21 protein-coding genes are annotated in these 18,448 nt (G+C 68.3%); 10 read left to right on the forward strand and 11 right to left on the reverse strand.

Going from position 1 to position 18,448, the window contains the following annotated elements; all coding sequences use genetic code 11:
- The first annotated feature begins 123 nt into the window (after positions 1-123).
- From ACQI46_RS20980 to ACQI46_RS20990, 3 genes are all read left to right on the forward strand, one after another.
- Positions 124-474, forward strand: a complete 351-nt coding sequence (locus ACQI46_RS20980; RefSeq protein WP_427095964.1) for a DUF485 domain-containing protein — start codon at positions 124-126, stop codon at positions 472-474.
- Between the two features lie 41 nt (positions 475-515).
- A complete protein-coding gene (locus ACQI46_RS20985; protein WP_427095997.1) occupies positions 516-2,096 on the forward strand; it encodes a solute symporter family protein in 1,581 nt (526 codons plus the stop codon).
- 118 nt (positions 2,097-2,214) lie between these two features.
- Positions 2,215-3,381 carry an MFS transporter gene (locus ACQI46_RS20990; protein WP_427095998.1) on the forward strand — a complete coding sequence of 389 codons (1,167 nt, stop codon included), beginning with the start codon at positions 2,215-2,217 and terminating at the stop codon, positions 3,379-3,381.
- A gap of 15 nt (positions 3,382-3,396) precedes the next feature.
- Here the strand turns inward: ACQI46_RS20990 and ACQI46_RS20995 are convergent, their stop codons facing one another.
- Positions 3,397-3,585 (reverse strand): DUF5302 domain-containing protein, encoded by a 189-nt coding sequence (locus ACQI46_RS20995; protein WP_427095965.1) that lies wholly within the window; start codon positions 3,583-3,585, stop codon positions 3,397-3,399.
- A 45-nt stretch (positions 3,586-3,630) separates the two neighbouring features.
- Complete coding sequence (locus ACQI46_RS21000; RefSeq protein ID WP_427095966.1) at positions 3,631-4,074, reverse strand: PPOX class F420-dependent oxidoreductase; 444 nt, start codon at positions 4,072-4,074, stop codon at positions 3,631-3,633.
- Between the two features lie 43 nt (positions 4,075-4,117).
- Here ACQI46_RS21000 and ACQI46_RS21005 point away from each other — a divergent pair, with 43 nt between their 5' ends.
- Both ACQI46_RS21005 and ACQI46_RS21010 read left to right on the forward strand, forming a co-directional pair.
- Positions 4,118-4,654 carry a DUF1697 domain-containing protein gene (locus ACQI46_RS21005; RefSeq protein ID WP_427095967.1) on the forward strand — a complete coding sequence of 179 codons (537 nt, stop codon included), beginning with the start codon at positions 4,118-4,120 and terminating at the stop codon, positions 4,652-4,654.
- Positions 4,655-5,491, forward strand: coding sequence for a class I SAM-dependent methyltransferase (locus tag ACQI46_RS21010; protein ID WP_427095968.1), 837 nt, complete (start codon positions 4,655-4,657; stop codon positions 5,489-5,491).
- Here the strand turns inward: ACQI46_RS21010 and ACQI46_RS21015 are convergent, their stop codons facing one another.
- Complete coding sequence (locus ACQI46_RS21015) at positions 5,492-5,857, reverse strand: GntR family transcriptional regulator (protein ID WP_427095969.1); 366 nt, start codon at positions 5,855-5,857, stop codon at positions 5,492-5,494.
- Positions 5,858-5,893: 36 nt separating this feature from the next.
- On the opposite strand from ACQI46_RS21015, the gene ACQI46_RS21020 reads away from it, so the two are divergent.
- Entirely contained in the window at positions 5,894-6,607 is a 714-nt protein-coding gene (locus ACQI46_RS21020; protein ID WP_427095970.1) for an NAD-dependent deacylase, read from the forward strand.
- Here the strand turns inward: ACQI46_RS21020 and ACQI46_RS21025 are convergent.
- The 3 genes from ACQI46_RS21025 to ACQI46_RS21035 are packed head-to-tail and all read right to left on the reverse strand — an operon-like array spanning position 6,600 to position 10,199.
- Entirely contained in the window at positions 6,600-7,232 is a 633-nt protein-coding gene (locus ACQI46_RS21025; RefSeq protein WP_427095971.1) for a class I SAM-dependent methyltransferase, read from the reverse strand. The two genes, ACQI46_RS21020 and ACQI46_RS21025, sit on opposite strands and share 8 nt — an antisense overlap.
- Positions 7,213-7,911 (reverse strand): TetR/AcrR family transcriptional regulator, encoded by a 699-nt coding sequence (locus ACQI46_RS21030; protein ID WP_427095972.1) that lies wholly within the window; start codon positions 7,909-7,911, stop codon positions 7,213-7,215. The genes ACQI46_RS21025 and ACQI46_RS21030 overlap by 20 nt, the downstream gene beginning before the upstream one ends.
- Positions 7,908-10,199, reverse strand: coding sequence for an MMPL family transporter (locus tag ACQI46_RS21035; RefSeq protein ID WP_427095973.1), 2,292 nt, complete (start codon positions 10,197-10,199; stop codon positions 7,908-7,910). Before ACQI46_RS21035 ends, ACQI46_RS21030 begins: the two co-directional genes overlap by 4 nt.
- 105 nt (positions 10,200-10,304) lie before the next feature.
- On the opposite strand from ACQI46_RS21035, the gene ACQI46_RS21040 reads away from it, so the two are divergent.
- Positions 10,305-10,886 (forward strand): DoxX family protein, encoded by a 582-nt coding sequence (locus ACQI46_RS21040; RefSeq protein ID WP_427095974.1) that lies wholly within the window; start codon positions 10,305-10,307, stop codon positions 10,884-10,886.
- A 107-nt stretch (positions 10,887-10,993) separates the two neighbouring features.
- Positions 10,994-11,125 carry a hypothetical protein gene (locus tag ACQI46_RS21045; RefSeq protein ID WP_260759932.1) on the forward strand — a complete coding sequence of 44 codons (132 nt, stop codon included), beginning with the start codon at positions 10,994-10,996 and terminating at the stop codon, positions 11,123-11,125.
- A 121-nt stretch (positions 11,126-11,246) separates the two neighbouring features.
- On the opposite strand, the gene ACQI46_RS21050 is transcribed toward ACQI46_RS21045, so the two are convergent.
- The 3 genes from ACQI46_RS21050 to ACQI46_RS21060 are packed head-to-tail and all read right to left on the reverse strand — an operon-like array spanning position 11,247 to position 14,130.
- On the reverse strand, positions 11,247-12,239 hold the full coding sequence (locus ACQI46_RS21050; RefSeq protein WP_427095975.1) for an NAD(P)H-dependent flavin oxidoreductase: 993 nt from the start codon (positions 12,237-12,239) through the stop codon (positions 11,247-11,249).
- Between the two features lie 4 nt (positions 12,240-12,243).
- Positions 12,244-12,996: a 3-hydroxyacyl-CoA dehydrogenase gene (locus ACQI46_RS21055; protein ID WP_427095976.1), complete on the reverse strand. Its 753-nt coding sequence runs from the start codon at positions 12,994-12,996 to the stop codon at positions 12,244-12,246.
- A 42-nt stretch (positions 12,997-13,038) separates the two neighbouring features.
- The gene (locus ACQI46_RS21060) at positions 13,039-14,130 is read right to left on the reverse strand and encodes a CaiB/BaiF CoA transferase family protein (protein WP_427095977.1); all 1,092 of its coding nucleotides are present in this window, start codon (positions 14,128-14,130) and stop codon (positions 13,039-13,041) included.
- A 120-nt stretch (positions 14,131-14,250) separates the two neighbouring features.
- Between ACQI46_RS21060 and ACQI46_RS21065 the strand changes: the two genes are divergently transcribed.
- Positions 14,251-15,060: an enoyl-CoA hydratase gene (locus ACQI46_RS21065; protein WP_427095978.1), complete on the forward strand. Its 810-nt coding sequence runs from the start codon at positions 14,251-14,253 to the stop codon at positions 15,058-15,060.
- A 137-nt stretch (positions 15,061-15,197) separates the two neighbouring features.
- Positions 15,198-16,454 carry a tetracycline efflux MFS transporter Tet(V) gene (tet(V), locus tag ACQI46_RS21070; protein WP_427095999.1) on the forward strand — a complete coding sequence of 419 codons (1,257 nt, stop codon included), beginning with the start codon at positions 15,198-15,200 and terminating at the stop codon, positions 16,452-16,454.
- 1 nt (position 16,455) lies between these two features.
- Here tet(V) and ACQI46_RS21075 read toward each other — a convergent pair whose 3' ends face one another.
- Together ACQI46_RS21075 and ACQI46_RS21080 are read right to left on the reverse strand one after the other, a co-directional pair.
- The gene (locus ACQI46_RS21075; protein WP_427096000.1) at positions 16,456-17,136 is read right to left on the reverse strand and encodes a CPBP family intramembrane glutamic endopeptidase; all 681 of its coding nucleotides are present in this window, start codon (positions 17,134-17,136) and stop codon (positions 16,456-16,458) included.
- Positions 17,137-17,171: 35 nt separating this feature from the next.
- Positions 17,172-18,320: an NAD(P)H-binding protein gene (locus tag ACQI46_RS21080; RefSeq protein ID WP_427095979.1), complete on the reverse strand. Its 1,149-nt coding sequence runs from the start codon at positions 18,318-18,320 to the stop codon at positions 17,172-17,174.
- Positions 18,321-18,448 lie beyond the last annotated feature (128 nt).

Below are 18,448 nucleotides of genomic sequence, written 5' to 3' on the forward strand. Positions count from 1 at the left end.
CCGCACTGCACTCGGGCCTCACCGTGTCAGGGCGGCTGCCAGCGGGTATGTGATCTGCATCTCAGTTAGTTTTCATGCCGGTGCCCCTCACATAGACCACAGCAGTCAGGAGCGTGACCACAGGTGTCCGAGACAGATCTTCCGATTCGCCCGGAAACGATCAGCGGCGAACGATATCTCGAAGTGCAAGCCAGTCCCGAGTTCCAGGACCTCCGGCAGCGACTGCGCCGGTTCGTGTTCCCGATGAGCGCAGCGTTCCTCATCTGGTACACGACCTACGTGCTGCTCGGCGCTTTCGCGCACGACTTCATGGCGATTCAGGTGTGGGGCAACATCAACGTCGGCCTGCTGATCGGCATCGGTCAGTTCGTCACCACCTTCGGCATCACCGCCATCTACGTGCGCTTCGCGAACAAGGTGATCGACCCGCGCGCCGCCGCGCTGCGCGCCGAACTCGAAGGACACGCACAGTGACCCTGTATGCCGCCGAGACCACCGGCAATCCCGTCGCCAACATGTCGATCTTCGCGCTGTTCGTGCTGGTGACGCTCTACATCGTCATCAAGGCCAGCAAGAAGAACGCCACCGCCACCGAGTTCTTCACCGCCGGCCGCGCATTCACCGGTCCCCAGAACGGCATCGCCATCAGCGGCGACTACCTGTCCGCGGCCAGCTTCCTCGGCATCGCCGGCGCCATCGCGGTCTATGGCTACGACGGGTTCCTCTACTCGATCGGCTTCCTGGTCGCGTGGCTGGTCGCCCTGCTGCTGGTCGCCGAATTGCTGCGCAACACAGGTAAATTCACGATGGCCGACGTGCTGAGCTTCCGGCTCAAGCAGCGCCCCGTACGGATGGCGGCGGCCACCAACACGCTCGCCGTGTCGTTGTTCTACCTGCTGGCGCAGATGGCCGGTGCCGGTGTGCTGGTCGCGCTGCTGCTCAACATCGAAAGCGGCATCGGCCAGTCGCTCGTGATCGCGGTCGTCGGCGTGCTGATGATCGTCTACGTCCTCGTCGGCGGCATGAAAGGCACCACCTGGGTGCAGATCATCAAGGCGGTCCTGCTGATCGGCGGCGCCGGCATCATGACGGTGATGGTGCTGGCCAAGTTCGGGTTCAACTTCTCCGAGATGCTCGGGGCGGCACAGTCGATGATCAGTGGCAGCGCCGACGAAAAGGTCGCCGCCCGTGACGTGTTGGCCCCAGGCGCGCAGTACGGCGTCTCGCTGACCACCCAGATCAACTTCATCTCCCTGGCTCTGGCGCTGGTGCTCGGCACCGCCGGCCTGCCGCACGTGCTGATGCGCTTCTACACCGTGCCCACCGCGAAAGAGGCGCGGCGCAGCGTGGTGTGGGCGATCGCGCTGATCGGCGCCTTCTACCTGTTCACGCTGGTGCTCGGCTACGGCGCGGGCGCGCTGGTCGGACCCGACCGCATCCTCTCCGCGCCCGGCGGCGTGAACTCGGCGGCGCCACTGCTGGCCTTCGAGCTGGGTGGGGTGATCCTGCTCGGCGTCATCTCGGCCGTGGCGTTCGCGACGATCCTGGCGGTCGTGGCGGGGCTGACCATCACCGCGTCGGCGTCGTTCGCGCACGACATCTACGCCAGCGTGTTGAAGAACGACAACGTCTCCGAGGCGCAGCAGGTCAAGATCTCGCGGATCACGGCCGTGGTACTGGGCACGCTCGCGATCGGCCTGGGCATCCTGGCCCGCGAGCAGAACGTCGCGTTCCTGGTGGCGCTCGCATTCGCGGTGGCCGCGGCAGCCAACCTGCCGACCATCCTCTTCTCGCTGTACTGGCGGCGGTTCAACACTCGCGGCGCGTTGTGGAGCATGTACGGCGGCCTGCTCTCGACCATCGTGTTGATCGTGTTCTCCCCGGCGGTGTCGGGCACTGCGACCTCGATGATCAAGAGCGTGGACTTCGCCTGGTTCCCGCTGGCGAATCCGGGCATCGTGTCCATCCCGCTGGCGTTCCTTCTCGGCATCATCGGGACCCTGACGTCGCCCGACGACGAAGATCCGGCCGTGGCCGCCGAGATGGAGGTGCGTTCGCTGACCGGCATCGGTGCCGAGAAGGCCGTCTCGCACTGACCTCGTCCAGGAATTGCGTTCCGCGTGCGGTTTTCGTGACATCCGCACGCGGAACGCTGATTCCGCGGAACAACCGGGAGTGCCGCGGGAGATAGGGTTCAGTGTGCGCCGCTACCCGATGATCCTGCTGGCCTACGCCTTCGCCGCCGCCATGACCGGCACCACGCTGCCGACTCCGATGTATGCGCTGTTCGCCGCCGACCTCGACTTCGATGTGGTGACCACGACGGCGATCTACTCCAGCTACGCCGGCGGCGTGCTGTTCGCACTGGTGGTGATGGGTCGATGGTCGGATGCGATCGGGCGGCGGCCGGTGCTGCTGGCCGGAATCGGCTTCGCGCTCGGCAGTGCCGTGGTGTTCCTGTTGGCCGACTCCATCACCGAACTGCTGATCGGTCGGGTGTTGTCCGGGCTCTCGGCCGGGGTCTTCACCGGCACGGCCACCGCGGCCGTCATCGAGGCTGCACCTCCGGCCTGGCGGACCCGCGCCCCCGCGGTCGCCACCGTCGCCAACATCGGCGGCCTGGGCGCCGGACCGCTACTGGCGGGCATCCTCGTCCAGTACGCGCCGCGTCCACTCGACCTCAGTTTCGTCGTGCATCTGGCGCTCGCCGCGGCAGCTGCGATCGCGGTCCTCGTGGCGCCCGAGACCTCACCCCGCACCGGTCGCCTCGGGATGCAGCGGCCGGCGGTACCGGCGCAGGCTCGGCCGGCGTTCGTGGTGGCGGCGCTGGCCGCCTTCGCCGGGTTCGCGGTCAGCGGCCTGTTCACCGCAGTCGCGCCGTCGTTCCTGGCCGACGTGGTGGGAATCAGCAACCACGCCCTCGCCGGTGTCATCGTGTGCTCCATCTTCGCGGCCTCGGCCGTCGCACAGATCGCGGCCCGAGCCGTCGAACCGCGGCGAGCGATCGCCGCAGGCTGCGCCATCCTGATCCTGGGCATGCTGATTCTTGCTGCGGCGCTGTATTTCTCGTCGCTGTGGGGACTGATCGCGGCCGCGGTGGTGTCCGGTGCCGGCCAGGGCATCAGCTTCAGCCGCGGGCTGGCCGCGGTCAGCGAACACACACCGGCCGGACGGCGCGCCGAGGTCAGCTCCGCGTATTTCGTGGTGGCCTACGTGGCGATCTCGCTGCCGGTGATCGGTGAAGGACTGGCCGCCGAGGCATGGGGCCTGCGCACCGCGGGTGTGGTGTTCGCGGTCGCGGTGGCGGCGCTGGCCGCCGGCTGCCTGCTCGCGATCCGGCTGCGCCGGCGCACACCGGCCCTCGCTGCGTCCGCGTCCTGAGCGGCGTCGCCTCGATCAGCCGCTCTTGCGGCGGAATTCGCGACGGTTCTCCACCGGGCCATGGGCGCGCGACTGCGGCGCGGGCCCGCCCGCGCGACCCGAGCCACCAGCCGACTTGGCGTTCTTCCGTTGCAGTGCTTCGCGGAACCGGCGTTTGGTGTCGTCGTCGTCCGACGGTTGTGCGGGCTGCTCCTTGGATGCCATGCGGGCAGCCTAATCCGACGCGCCGCCTTCGGGGGCGGGACCCGGTCAGCGCATTCCCGGCGGCAGGCCGTAGACATGCGAGATCGGCAGCGTCATCAGGACCCTGCGGTCGTCGACCATGGCGCGGCGGTAGTCCGCCCAGTCCGGATGTTCACCGGCGAGGTTGCGGTAGAGCGCGACGAGCGCCTCGACGGTGTCGTCGTCGGGAGCCGCGGCCGGCGGGGTGAGCACAGCGTCCCCCTCGGCCACGGCGTAAGCCCAGCCGTCGTCGGAGCTGACGTGGATGGCTGCGCGCGGATCGCGGCGCAGGTTGCGGGTCTTGGCGCGGGGTTCGGTGATCGACACCGAGATGGTCAGCGCGCGGGCATCGAAGTGGTAGGACACGTTCGACAACTGGGGGCGCCCGTCGCGTTTGAGCGTGGCGAGCACGCCGAGCGAGTTACCGGCAATCAGCGCCAACAGCTTGTCGTCGAACACATCGCGCGTCATGACTCGAGCGTACGTCTGCCCACGGTCTGGGATGATCGAACAGATGACGAGGTACGCGGGGTTTCTGCGTGGCGTCAACGTCGGCGGCGTCAACCTGAAGATGGCCGATGTGGCGCGCACACTCGAGCGTGCCGGGTTCGAGCACGTGACGACGATTCTGGCCAGCGGCAACGTGCTCCTCGACAGCCCGCTGACCACGGCGGCGGTCCGCGCCGCCACCGAGCAGGCGTTGCGTGACGAATTCGGTTATCCGGCTTGGGTTCTGGTGTACGACATCGAGACCGTCGCCGCGATCTCGGCGGGCTATCCCTTCGAGCGCGAGGTCGACGGTCACCACTCCTACGTCACATTCGTCAGCGACGACGACGTGCTGGACGAGCTGGCGGCGCTGGCGGCGCAGCCGGGACCCGCCGAGAAGATCCAGCGCGGGCACGGGGTCGTGTACTGGCAGGTGCCGCGCGCGTCGACGCTGGACAGCGTGATGGGCAGGACAATGGGTAAGACGCGTTACAAGTCCTCGACAACCACCCGCAATCTGCGCACCGTGGACAAGGTGCTGCTCACCACGAAGAAGGGCTAGATGACCGACAAACACGCCGTCGACCTGACCGGGGTACCCGAGACGGCATTGATGACGCTGAAGGTGCGCGCCACCGAGGCCGCGCGGCCGGACGGCCTGCTCGACGACCCCATGGCCGTGCAACTGGTCGAGTCCATCGACTACGACTTCGGCAAGTTCGGCTTCACCCGCCGTCAGGACATGGCGGTGCGCGCCAGGCTGTTCGACAAGTACACCCGTCGTTACCTCGTCGACCACCCGAAGGCGACGGTCGTGTCGCTGGCCGAGGGTCTGCAGACCAGCTTCCACCGGATCGACGCGGGCGGCCCGGGACCGGATGTGGGCCATGACTTCCGCTGGTTGACCGTCGACCTGCCCCCGATGATCGAGTTGCGCCGCAAGCTACTTCCGCCCTCGGACCGGGTGCAGATGTGCGCACAGTCGGCACTGGACTTCAGCTGGATGGACCGGGTCGACCCGGCCGACGGCGTGTTCATCACTGCCGAGGGCCTCTTGATGTACCTGCAGCCGGCCGACGCGATGGCGCTGATCCGCGCGTGCGCGCAACGGTTCCCGGGCGGACAGATGATGTTCGATCTGCCCCCGTCGGCATTCGCTCCGCTGGCCCGCCGCGGGATGCGCACGTCGCGACGCTACCGGGTGCCGCCGATGCCGTTCACGCTGTCGGTGGCCGAGGCCGCCGACCTGGTGCACACCGTCGAGGGAGTGCGCGCGGTGCACGACCTGCCGATCGAGCGGGCCCGCGGCCGCGTGCTCAACTCGCTGATCTGGGCGGTGCAGCGGGTGCCGCTGCTCGACTCGGTCCGCCCGCTGACGCTGCTGCTCGAGTTCGGCTGATCAGCCGAACGCGATTTCCACGTAGCGCAACGCTTCCCCTTTGTCGACGCCGAGAGCCCGCGCCGCGGACACGTAGGTGTGGGCCGCGGTGGCCATCGCGGCGTCGGCCGGGTCCGACCGCGCCACGTACGTGCCGAACCGGCCCCTGGTCTCCAGGAGTCCGGCCGCCTCCAACTCCCGGTACGCCCGGGCCACCGTGTTGACGGCCAGGTCGAGCTGCCCCGCCAGCTCGCGGACCGTCGGCAATCGAGTGCCGGCGGCGAGCTTGCCGTCGCGAATCCCCTCGATGATCTGCAAGCGCAACTGGTCGAACAGCGGCCTGGCGCCGTCCGCATCGACGCGTACCCAATCCCCCAATTCGGACACGTGCTCAGTATCGCCCAAAGCAGCTACTTTGGTGGGATGCGGGTGACGGTGTTCAGCGGCGCAGGGATCTCGGCGGAGAGCGGGGTGCCGACATTTCGCGACGTCGAAACAGGACTGTGGGCAAAGGTCGACCCGTATGAGATCTCCAGCTCCCAGGGCTGGCAGGCGCATCCGGATCGCGTGTGGGCGTGGTATCTGTGGCGCCACCACATGATGAGTGCGGTCGAGCCCAACGCTGGGCACCGCGCGATCGCGGCATGGCAGGACGGCGCCGAAGTGCACGTCGTCACCCAGAACGTCGACAATCTGCACGAACGCGCCGGCAGCCGCAACGTCTACCACGTCCACGGCAGCCTGTTCGAATTCCATTGCGACCGTTGCAAAGCGGAGTACACCGGACCGATACCCGACATGCCCGAGCCCGTCGAATCGGTCCCGCCGCCGCAGTGCGAGTGCGGCGGGCTGATTCGGCCCAACGTGGTGTGGTTCGGCGAAGCGCTGCCCGACGAGGCATGGGAGCGGTCGGTGGAAGCCGTCGTGCACGCCGATGTGCTCGTGGTGGTCGGGACCTCGTCGGTGGTCTATCCGGCCGCGGGCCTGCCCGAGCTCGCGCTGGCCAACGGTGTACCGGTGATCGAGGTCAACCCGGAGCCGACGCCGCTGTCCGACTCGGCGACGGTGACGTTGCGCGAGAAGGCCGGCGACGCACTGCCCGGACTGATGCAGCGTCTGCCTGCCCTGCTCAACTAGGCCGGACGGCGACGCCCAGCGCGAACTCGGCCACCGGCAGCGGCGCCCAGCGCGGGAATGTCCATTCGCGTCGCGCGTCGGTCACGGCGAAGCCCGCTCGGGCGATGGTCTCCTCGGTATGGCGGTGGGTGTGGCAGTTGCCCAGCAGGCGCGGCCAGACGGTGGCGTCGGCGAACTTCTGCAGCTTGGCGCGCGCGCCGCTGCCGGCGACGTGCTCGAGATAGCGCAGCTGTCCCTCGGGGCGCAGCATCGATCGCAGTGAGGTTACGACGGCTTCGGGGTCGTCCACCGAACACAGCACCAGCGAGCACACCACCGCGTCGAACGGCGTCGCGTCACGGAACTGCTCGACGGTGTCGGTGGTGACGGTGATCGGCACGGTTGCTTGGGCCGCAGCCTGTTTCGCGTGTTCGGCCAGGCGGATCTCCGGTTCGACGGCCACCACTTCGGCGACCGTGTCGGGGTAGAACTCGAAGTTGGTCCCGGTGCCGGCGCCCACCTCGAGCACCCGGCCGCTCAGGCCCGCCAGGTTCTGCCGCCGCAGTCGGCGCAGCGATTCGGGTTCGCGCGCCGACATCGCGGTCCACACCCGCGCGAAGAACGGGTTATCGACTGCTTCGCTCATCGGCGACCTCCTTGAGCCAGCTGACGATCTCGTACGGTGTGTCGGTCTCCCGCATGCCGCCGGCCACGACGTTGCCGCAGCACATCGCGCGCATCACCCGGTCGGTGAACTGCTCGACATCCCCCCACGGCACGTAGGGCCGGGAGATCATCAGCGCCGCGACGCCGTGGGCGGCCGTCCACAACTCCAGCGCGAGCATCATGGGGTCCGCGGGCGGGAAGATCCCCTCGGTCATCATCGCCTCCACCGCGGAGCGAATGTGCACGAATGCCGAACTGTTCAGGGTGATGTCGACGTCGCTGCCTGGGTGGCCGTGGCCCATGGTCGCGATCCGGTAGAGCTCCGGGTTTTCCAGTGCGAACCGGACGTAGGTCAGTCCTTGAGCGCGTAGCACGTCCACCGCCGCGGGGCCGGCGTCCGCGGCCGCCGCCTGCATCTCGGTGTCGAGCTTTTCGAAGTAGCGGCTGCAGACCGCGTCCAGCAGCGCGTCCTTGTCGGCGAAGTGCAGGTAGATCGAGGGTGGGGTGACCCCGACGCGCTGCGCGACCGACCGGATGGGCACCGCCTTGGCATCGCCCGATTCGAGAAGCAATTCCGTTGCCGCGTCCAGGATCTCCTCGCGCAGCTGGTCACCCGAGCCACGCGGGGCGCGCCGCCGGCGCAACGGTTGGGCGGTCACCGAGGGGCCTCCTTCACCACCGGCACCGGCGCCTCGACGTCGTCCGCGGTTTCCCGAAGCCCGATGCGTCCATGCAGCCTAGCCAGCGGCGCCGGTGCCCACCAGTTCCAGCGGCCGAGCAGATGCATGAAGGCCGGCACCAACATCATCCGGACCAGCGTGGCGTCGACGAGGATCGCCAGGGTCAGCCCGACGCCCATCATTCGCATGAACGAGACCTGCGCGGCGATCAGCGCCGCGAACGAGATCGACATGATCAGCGCGGCAGCGGTGACCACGTGCCCGGTCCTGGCCAACCCCAGCGCGACGCTTTCGTCGTTGTCGGCTGAGGTGGGCTGCTCGTCGCCGCGTCGCGCCGACGCCTGCAGCCAGTACTCCCGGATCCGGGACAGCAGGAACACCTCGTAGTCCATCGACAGCCCGAACGCGACGCAGAACAGCAGCACCGGCATGTTGGCCACCAGGGTGCCGGTGGGGGTGGTGCCGAGCGCACCCAGGTGGCCGTCCTGGAAGATCCACACCAGCGCGCCGAACGCCGCGGTCAACGACAAGACGTTGAGTACCAACGCTTTCAGCGGCAACACGAGGCTGCCGGTGAGCAGGAACAGCAGCACGAACGTGACCACCGCGATGACCGACAGCACCAGCGGCAGCCGCGACGTGATCGCGTCGGCGCTGTCGCGGTTGATCTGCGGCAAGCCGGTCACCAGGACGTCGCGTGCGTCGGGCGGCGGGACGGCACGCACGTTTTCGAGTTGCTGCTCGGATGCGTCGGTGAACAGCGGCGCGGAGCTCGCGACGGTGAGGAACGCGCTGCCGTCCGCGACGCCGGTGGGCGCCGCCGGCGGCCCCACCAGGACGCCGTCGACGAAGGCCCCGGTGGGCGCCGACACCGAGGAGACGTCGGCGACGCGCGACAACGCCGCGGCGTAGCCGTCGAGTGCGGCCGGGGACAGCCCCTCGGCGTCGGGCAGCACGACCTGCAGGTTGCGCGCGGCATCGACCGCGAAGTTCTCCCGCATGTCGTCGCCGACCGCGCGCGCCGACGCCGACGTCGGCAGCACCCGGTCGTCCGGGAAGCCCCAGTTGGCGCCCAGGAACGGCACCCCGAGTAGCAGCAGCCCCGCGACCACGACGCCGCCGATCGGGATTGCCCGGCGCATCACGAACTTGGTGCAGCGATACCAGAACGTCTGCTCGACGGGCTTGGGCAGCGGCTCGGGGCGCCGCAGCAGCCGGCGCCCCAACTTGCGAACGTCCAGAGAGTTCAGCCGGTCGCCGGCCAGCACGATCGCCGCCGGCGCCACGACGATCGCCGCCAGCGCAGCGAACGCGACGACCGCGATTCCCGCGTACGCGAAGGACTTCAGGAAGTACATCGGGAACAGCACCATCGCGACCATCGACAGCGCCACCGTCAACGCCGAGAACAGCACGGTGCGACCGGCGGTGGTCATCGTGCGGACCAGCGCTCGGTCCGGTGACATGCCGTCGGCGATCTCGTCGCGGTAGCGGCTGATGATCAGCAGCGTGTAGTCGATGGCCAGCGCCAGCCCGAGCGCGATCGACAGGTTCAGCGCGAAGATCGACACGTCGGTGACCATCGTGACCGCGCGCAGTACCGCCATCGAGCCCAGGATCGCGAAAGCCCCGACCGCGAGAGGCAACGCCGCGGCGAGCAGGCCGCCGAACACCCACACCAGCACCAGGAAGCTCAGCGGGATCGCGATGGCCTCCATCTTGAGCAGATCCTTCTCGCTCTGGGCGTTGATCTGCACGTAGGTCATGGCGACGCCGCCGGCGCGCACCATCACGCCGTTGCGGTCGTGGACCAGTTCGTCGGTGATCTCTTTGGCGTGCTTCTGCGCGTCGCTCTCACCGCCGGTGATGCCGGCGACGATCAGCCCGGTGCGCCGGTCGGTGCTGATCAGGGCCGGTGTCGCGGCGGGGGGCGCGGTCCATGCCGAGGTCACGGCGCCCACGTGCGGGGACTGTTCCAGCCGTTCGACGATGTCGGCGCCCACGGCGCGCGCCTGAGCGGAGTCGACGTCGGCGGTCACGTCCTCGGGCGTCACGGCGATGATCAGTTCCATGTCGCCTTGGTCGAACTTGTCGACCAGGATCTGCGTGGCCTGCGCCGATTGGGACGACGGATCCTGGAAGCCGCCGGCCGAGAGGTGCTTGGTGACCGGTACGCCGAAGATCCCGCACGCGACCATGACCAGGAGTGCGCCGACGAGTATCCGGCGCGGTGCCGCGATGGCCCACAGTGCGATCCGATGCAGCATTCCGCGCCCTCTCGATGAAGATACCGGCGGTAAGTTATCAGCGGTAAGTTAGAGGGTCAACGGTGGCGGCGATGATTTTTCGCGGCCACACAGGTCCAAGCGACCATGACCGAGAACTCCACCGCCGGGCCGACCCGCGTCGTAGCATCAGCGTCTGTGCCCGCCGCCTCCGAGGCATCTGCCGCCCAGCCCCTCGACATCGGCCTGCTCATCCTCCGACTCGCCGTGGGCGCGGCGATCTTGCAGGCCGGCCTGATCAAAGCGCTCGACTTCTCCGCCACCGCGGGCTTCATGGCCGAGGCGGGGTGGCGACTCCCGACGCTGGCCGCGTTCATGGTGACCACCGCGGAGACCCTCGGCGGCGTGGGACTGCTGCTGGGGGCGCTCACACCCGTGGCGGCCTGCGCGGTGTTCAGCGCGATGCTGTGCGCGTGGGCGGTCAACGTCTCGGGTGCGGCGTTCTGGTCCGAACCGTTCAATACTCCGTTCCTGATCGGACTCGGCGCTGCGGCACTGCTGTTCACCGGCTCCGGCCGGTACTCGGTGGACCGTCGTCTACCGGAGCGTTTCCGACCGTCGCTGCGGATATCGGTGGTGCTGCTGCTCGTGGCGATCGTGGCGGCGGTGCTGACCTGGGTGGCGCTCTACGGCGTCAATCCGATCCACTTCACCGCCCCGGCGAGCTGATTGCTACCGGCCGGTAGATCCCCGAACCTACCCGGCGGTAAGAATTGCCACAGTTTTCCGATAGCAGGCTCACGAATTCCTTAGAGCCGGTGGTTACTTTTCAGTACATGTGGATCGACGACACCAACGCTGATGTCATCAAGGTTGATTTCGATGCTCTCTACCACGGAGATGTCCTGGTCGAGGGTGTGACCTCGGAGCAACTCGACGACGAGACGGCACTGCCCACCGCAGTGTGAACAACGCGCGCCCCCACGGGCGCGCGTTGTCATCACTTCTGTTTGCCTGCCGCCCGGGCTACAGCGTTTGCCCTGCCGCCTTCCGGCGACAGCGGACGCCGTGACGCCCGGGCCGCAGTGTCTAGACCGCCGCCCGGCTGGCCGACACCATCCCGGCGAGCCTGCCGTTGATCAGATCCTCGGCCTCGCCGACGATGCGCGACACCAGCTCGCCGACGGTCGGGATGTCATTGATCAGGCCCATCACGGTGCCCACGGTCCAGATCCCCGCGTCGAGATCACCGTCGTCGAACACCTTGCGGCCGCGCACACCGGCCACCAGATCCTTGACGTCCTCGAACTGACCGCCCCGGTTGAGGATCTCGACCACCTCGCGCGACACCGTGTTCGACGCCACCCGCGCGGTGTTGTGCAGGGTGCGGAAGATCAATTCCGTGCCCCGCTCGTCACCGGCGACGATGGCTTCCTTGACGTTCTGGTGAATGCAGGACTCCACGGTGCACATGAAGCGGGTGCCCATGTTGATGCCGTCGGCGCCCAGCGCCAGCGCGGCCACCAGGCCGCGCGCGTCACCGAAACCGCCCGAGGCGATCATCGGGATCTCGATCTTGTCCGCCGCCGCCGGGATCAACACCAGACCCGGCACGTCGTCCTCACCCGGGTGTCCGGCGCACTCGAACCCGTCGATGCTGATGCCGTCCACACCCAGGCTCTGCGCCTTGACCGCATGGCGCACCGAGGTGCACTTGTGCAGCACCTTGATGCCGTTGTCGTGGAACATCGGCAGATGCGGGGCCGGATTGGAGCCCGCGGTCTCGACGATCTTGACACCGGAGTCGACGATCACCTGGCGGTACTCGTCATACGGCGGCGGGTTGATCGACGGCAGGATCGTCAGGTTCACCCCGAACGGCTTGTCGGTCAGATCCCTGGTCTTGGCGATCTCGTTGGCCAGATCCGCCGGCGTCGGCTGGGTCAGCGCGGTGATGAAACCCAACGCACCCGCATTCGCCACAGCCGCAACCAGTTCGGCGCGACCCACCCACTGCATACCGCCCTGGGCGATCGGGTGCTCGACCCCGAAGACCTCGGTGAACTTCGTCGTAATAGCCATCAGATCACCTCGGCGCCATACGGATCGCGCCGTCCAGACGGATCACCTCGCCGTTGAGCATCGGGTTCTCAACGATGTGCACGGCCAGCGCGCCGTACTCGTCGGGATCACCGAGGCGCGCGGGATGGGGCACCTGCTTGCCCAGCGAGTCCTGCGCCTCCTGCGGCAGCGAACCCAGCAGCGGGGTCTTGAACAGACCCGGCGCGATCGTGCACACGCGGATCAACTCACGCGACAGGTCACGGGCGATCGGCAGGGTCATGCCGACCACGCCGCCCTTGGACGCCGAGTACGCCGCCTGGCCGATCTGGCCCTCGAACGCGGCCACCGACGCGGTGTTGATGATGACGCCGCGCTCACCGTTGACGGGCTCGGTCTTGGCGATCCGCTCGGCACTCAGGCGCAGCACGTTGAACGTGCCGATCAGGTTGACCTCGACGACCTTCTTGAAGCCGTCCAGCGGGAACGGGCCGTCCTTGCTCAACGTCTTGGCCGCGTTGCCGATACCGGCGCAGTTGACGTTGATGCGCAGCGGGCCGAACTCCTCGGCCGCGTCCAGGGCGGCGGACACCTGCTCGGGGTCGACGACGTTGGCCTCGACGAACTTGGCCCGCGGGCCCAGCTCTGAGACGACGTCCTCACCCTTGAGGTCGATCACCACGACCGAGGCACCCCGGTCCAGCAGTCGCTTGGTCGTCGCCAGGCCCAGCCCGGAGGCTCCCCCGGTCACGACGGCGGCGGCGTCTTTGATTTCCACGAATATGGTTCCTTTCTTGTCGGTCTTCGTCGGTCTTGTCGGTTAACTCCAGTCCCGCAGGACGTCTTCGGTGTCCGCGCCCGGCACGCCGGGTGCTGTGGGCGCCGTCGGCACAGTGCGTGAGAACCGCGGTGCAGGCGCGGGGAAGAGGTAACCCCGCTCCTCGTAGAAGGTGTCGCGCTCGTCGATGTGCGGTTCGGACTCGACCTCGGCGAACGACAGCACCGGCGTCACGCAGGCGTCCGTTCCGGCGAACACCTTGGTCCAGTGGTCACGGTCGTGCGCGGCGAACGCCTCGGTGAACTTGGCGCGCAGCTCCGGCCAGCGGCTCATGTCGTTCTGGTCGGGCAGTTCCGCGGCGTCCAGGCCGAGCCCGTCGAGCACCTGGGCGTAGAACTGGGGCTCGATGGCGCCGACGGCGACGTAGCGTCCGTCGGAGCACTCGTAGGTGTCGTAGTAGGGGGCGCCGGTGTCGAGCATGTTGACTCCGCGCTCGTCGTTCCACATCCCCATCGCGCGGAACGCCCACATCATCATCGACAGCACGCTCGCGCCGTCGACCATCGCGGCATCGATCACCTGGCCCTTGCCGGAGCGTTCCCGCTCCCACAGCGCCGAGAGGATGCCGACGAGCAGGAACATCGACCCGCCGCCGAAGTCACCGACCAGGTTCAGCGGCGGCACCGGCCGCTCGCCGTTGCGTCCGATCGCGTGCAGCGCGCCGGTCAGCGAGATGTAGTTGATGTCGTGGCCGGCCTGCTGGGCGCGCGGCCCGGTCTGGCCCCACCCGGTCATGCGTCCGTAGATGAGGCGGTCGTTGACCTTCGCGCAGTCCTCGGGCCCCAACCCCAGCCGCTCGGTGACGCCGGGGCGGAAACCCTCGATCAGCACGTCGGCCTTGGCGACCAGACGCAACACCATCTCGCGGCCTTCGGCGCTCTTCAGGTCGGCAGCCACCGAGCGCCGGTTGCGCAGCAGGAAGTCGCCGCCGGGCTTGGTCGGCGGGCCGGCCGGTTTGGGGCGCTCGATGCGCACAACGTCGGCACCCAGATCGCCGAGAATCATCGCTGCGTGCGGACCCGGGCCGATACCGGCCAGCTCCACGACACGCAGTCCTTGCAGTGGTCCAGCCATGCGTGACCGCCCTTCAAACAGATCGTTCGGTTGACCGCCGACATAGCTTACTTGTATAACCAAGTCGACCGGCCGCGGGGCGCTTCAGCCGTCGGCGAGGGCCCAGAAAAGGGGACGCACATGACCACCACGGACGCCTACGCAGGCATCGACGACCTCACGGTCACGCTCGAAGACGGCGTGCTGCACGTGACACTGAACCGGCCCGACAGCCTGAACTCGCTGACCGCGTCGATGCTGAACACCTTCGGCGAGACGCTGGAGCGCGCGGCCGGCGACTCCCGGGTGCGCGTGGTGCGTATCGGCGGTGCCGGACGCGGCTTCTGCTCGGGCGCCGGAATCAGCGAAGAGGACCACGCCAACCCCGGCGCGGCCGGCACGCCCGCCGATGTGCTCGACGCCGCGAACCGCTGCATCCGTTCGATCGCTGCGCTGCCGCAGCCCTCGGTCGCGGTCGTGCAGGGCGCGGCGGCCGGCGTCGGCGTCTCGCTGGCATTGGCCTGCGACGTCGTATTGGCTTCGGAGAAGGCCCTTTTCATGCTTGCGTTCACCAAGATCGGGTTGATGCCCGACGGCGGCGCCTCGGCCCTGATCGCCGCCGCGGTGGGTCGGATCCGCGCGATGCGGATGGCCCTGCTGGCCGAACGGATCTCGGCCGCCGACGCATTCGACTGGGGTCTGGTCAGTGCGGTCTACCCGGCAGACGCGTTCGAGGCCGAGGTCGACAAGGTCATCTCCACGCTGGTGTCGGGACCCGCGGTGGCGCTGCGCAAGACCAAGGAAGCGATCAACTCGGCCACGCTGACCGAACTCGAGGCCGCTCTCGAATTGGAGAAGGCCGGCCAGCTGCAACTGCTGGTGGCCGACGACTTCCGCGAGGGCACGCAAGCGTTCCAGCAGCGCCGCCCCGCGAAGTTCACCGACGTCTGACCTCTCCCGCCGAAATTGCATTCCACGCGCGTCAAATCGCGGTTTGACGCGCGTGGAATGCAATTTCGGCGCTGAAAAATCGTTCGACGCGGGGGCGGTGAGTCGGCCACCATCTACCGGTGAGCACGCACCACGACATCGCGACGCCGGTCGATGACACCGGCTGGCGGGTGCTCGCGCCGTTCCGGTTCCGCGAGTACCGCCTGCTCATCGCCGCGGTCTCGCTGACCATCTTCGCCGAGGGCATGTGGGCCGTGGTGATGGTCCTGCAGGTCATCGCCCTCGACAACGATCCGACGTCGCTGTCGTTGGTGGCCACTTGTCTGGGTGTGGGCCTGGTGGCGTTCGTGTTGGTCGGCGGGCTGGCGGCGGACCGGCTGAGCCAACGCTCGATCATCATCACCGTCGAGATCGTCAACGCCGCGACGGTGGCCGTGATCGCAGGCCTGGGAATGATTGGCGCCCTGCGCATCTGGCACATGGCCGTGGCCGCGGCGGTCCTCGGTATCGCGGCGGCGTTCTTCTTCCCCGCCTACAGCGCACTGCTGCCGCGGATCCTGCCGGCCGAGCAGTTGTTGGCGGCCAACGGCGTCGAAGGTGTGGTGCGCCCGGTGTTCCAGCGGGCGGTCGGGCCGGCCGTGGCCGGGGTGCTGGTGGGTGCGACGTTCCCGGCGCTGGGCGCATCGGTGGTCGCGGCGCTGTTCGTCGTCGGCCTGCTGTTGCTGTTGGCGACCCGTCCGCCGGTCGGAATCGAGGTTGCGCAGACGCGTCCGCACCTGCTGCGGGATCTTCGCGACGGGTTCGTGTTCGTGCTGCGCACCCCGTGGCTGCTGTGGACGCTGTTGTTCGCCAGCCTGTTCGTGCTGGTGGTGCTCGGCCCCATCGAGGTGCTGCTGCCGTTCATCGTGCAGGACCGGTTCACCCACGGCGCGCAGACCTACGGCTTCATCCTGGCGTTCTTCGGTGTCGGCAGTGCTGTTGGGGCACTGGGTGTTTCGTCGCGCCGACTGCCGCGGCGCTACCTGTCGGTGATGATGGCGATGTGGGGTCTCGGGTCGATTCCGTTGGCGATCATCGGGGTCACGTCGTCGTTTCCGGTGATGGCGGCCGCGACCTTCGTCGTCGGGGTGACCGACGGCGCCGGCATGGTCATCTGGGGAACGCTGCTGCAGCGGCGGGTGCCGGCCGCGATGCTCGGCCGGGTCTCGAGCCTGGATTTCTTCGTGTCGCTGGCGTTCATGCCCGTGTCGTTCGCGATCGTCGGCCCGCTGTCGAAAGTCGTGCCGATGGAAGCGATCTTTCTGGCGGCCGGGCTGCTTCCAATGATGCTGGCCGCCGTCGCGGTGATCGCGGCCGGCATGTGGCGCGACGAGGTCGCCCACCCGCTGCGGTGAATCAGACCCCGAACATCGGCGGCAGGGCCAGCACCATGACCAGACCCCAGAAAAAGTGGGTGAGCATGGGCGCCAACACTCCTCCGGTGGCGCGACGCTCGAGCGCGCACACGGTCCCGAGGATGATCGCGGCGAATCCCAGCATCGGGTTGCCGGTGGTGGCGGCGGTGCACACCACGTAGAGCACCGTGGTCACCAGCACCGGGCGGTACTTGGCCAGCGCGGTGTAGAGGGCCCCGCGGAAGAACAACTCCTCGGCGAGCCCGTTGATCACCGTGATGAACGTGATCACCACCAGCGGGGCGCTATTGCTGTATTGCAGCACCTGGGTGATGTAGTCCGACACCGCTGGGATCTGGCGCGCGACGAGCGCGCCCAGCACGAACGCGCCGCCGAGCAGCAGACCGACCGCGGTTCCGGTGATGATCGGGCGTTGGTTGCGTCCGCGAAAGTGGACGTGGCCCATGTGCAACGGTCCGGACAGGAACGCGCCGATGGCCCACACTCCGGCCAGCGCCAGCGTCAACCAGACGAATGTCTCGTCGCCGGGCGGGCGACTCAGCGAATAGCCAAGCAGGGCCCCACCGATCACCATCACCAGCACCACCGCGAACTTGCGGCGCCGGATCACCGACGGTGGTTCGTTGTGGGGGGCAGCCTGATTTCGTGCGATGCGGAACATCTCTTCCCTCAGTGGGGAGCGGCGATCCGATGCAGTCACGCGGTACTCACCTTCGGTAGGAATCCGAGGACGGTGTCCAACCCGGTACGCACCGCTGCGGCCACGGGCTTGGGGACCAGCCCGATCAGGTCGAGCACCGGTCGCACCATAGCCGGGGTCACGCACCCGGCGAGCAGTTTCAAGCGCAACGCGTCGCCGCCGGCCCAGTCCGGATCGGTGTCGGCGAGGTGATGCGGGTCGGCCAGCTGGTCGACGGGGCGCGGCCGCGGACTGCGCACGGCGCGGCGCATCGCGTCGGCGGTGGTGACCAGTCCACCCGGCGGATCCGGTACCAGCCCGTCGAGCCCTTCCTGCGACGCCGTCATCGGATAGTCCAGGGACTCCACCAGATCCGCGGCCAGCCCGCCCGGCACGGGCAGCACCACACCGGTGACTTTGGAGACCAGCCCGGTGTCGACGCCGATCACCGGCAGCGGCGTGCGCCAGATTCCGGCGGTGCGCGCGTAGGTGCGCAGCAGGTCGCCGTAGGTGGTGGTTTCGGGTCCGCGGATGTCGTACGAGCCGGCGGGCACCTTCTCGGTGTCGGCGGCGGCGACCAGGTAGTAGAGCGCGTCGCGGATCGAGATCGGATCGATCGGGTTGGCCGACCACGCGGGCAGCGGCAACACGAGGAAGCGGTCGGCGACATAGCGCAGCATCTCGAACGACGTGGATCCGGCGCCGATGATGATGGCCGCCCCGAGCCACACCACGTCAGCTCCGCCGTCGACCCGCAACGCGGCGGCCACTTCGGCGCGGCTGGTCAGATGCTCGGACAGCGAGTCACCGTCGGGGACGAAACCGCCGAGGTAGACGATCCGCCGCACACCGGCGTCCTTGGCGGCGGTCGCGACCATGGCCGCCGCCCGGTTGTCGGCCTCGCGGAAGTCGGGTTGGCCGATGCCGTGCACCAGGTAGTAGACGACGTCGACGGGGCCGGCTTCATCGAACGCGTGGCGCACCGAGGTTTCGTCGTGCGCATCGAGGGAGACGGTGTGCACACGGTCGCGCCAGCCGAAATCCTGCAGACGTGCTCGGTTACGGCTGGCCGCGATCACCGTGTGGCCCGCGTCGAGGAGTTCGCTGATCAAACGCGAGCCGATGTAGCCGGTCGCGCCGGTGACCAAGATTCGCTGGCTGCCCACGTGGGGGCCTGTACCCCCATCGCCGCCGATCGCAACCGGGGCTGCCGGATTGTGGTCGATTCCTCACCGCTCGGGCACTGCCGGCGTGCGGTGCATGTCCGTCCTCGAAGAGCGGCCCACCCACCCAC

This window comes from Mycobacterium sp. SMC-4 (genome assembly GCF_050205565.1).
GTDB lineage: Bacteria > Actinomycetota > Actinomycetes > Mycobacteriales > Mycobacteriaceae > Mycobacterium.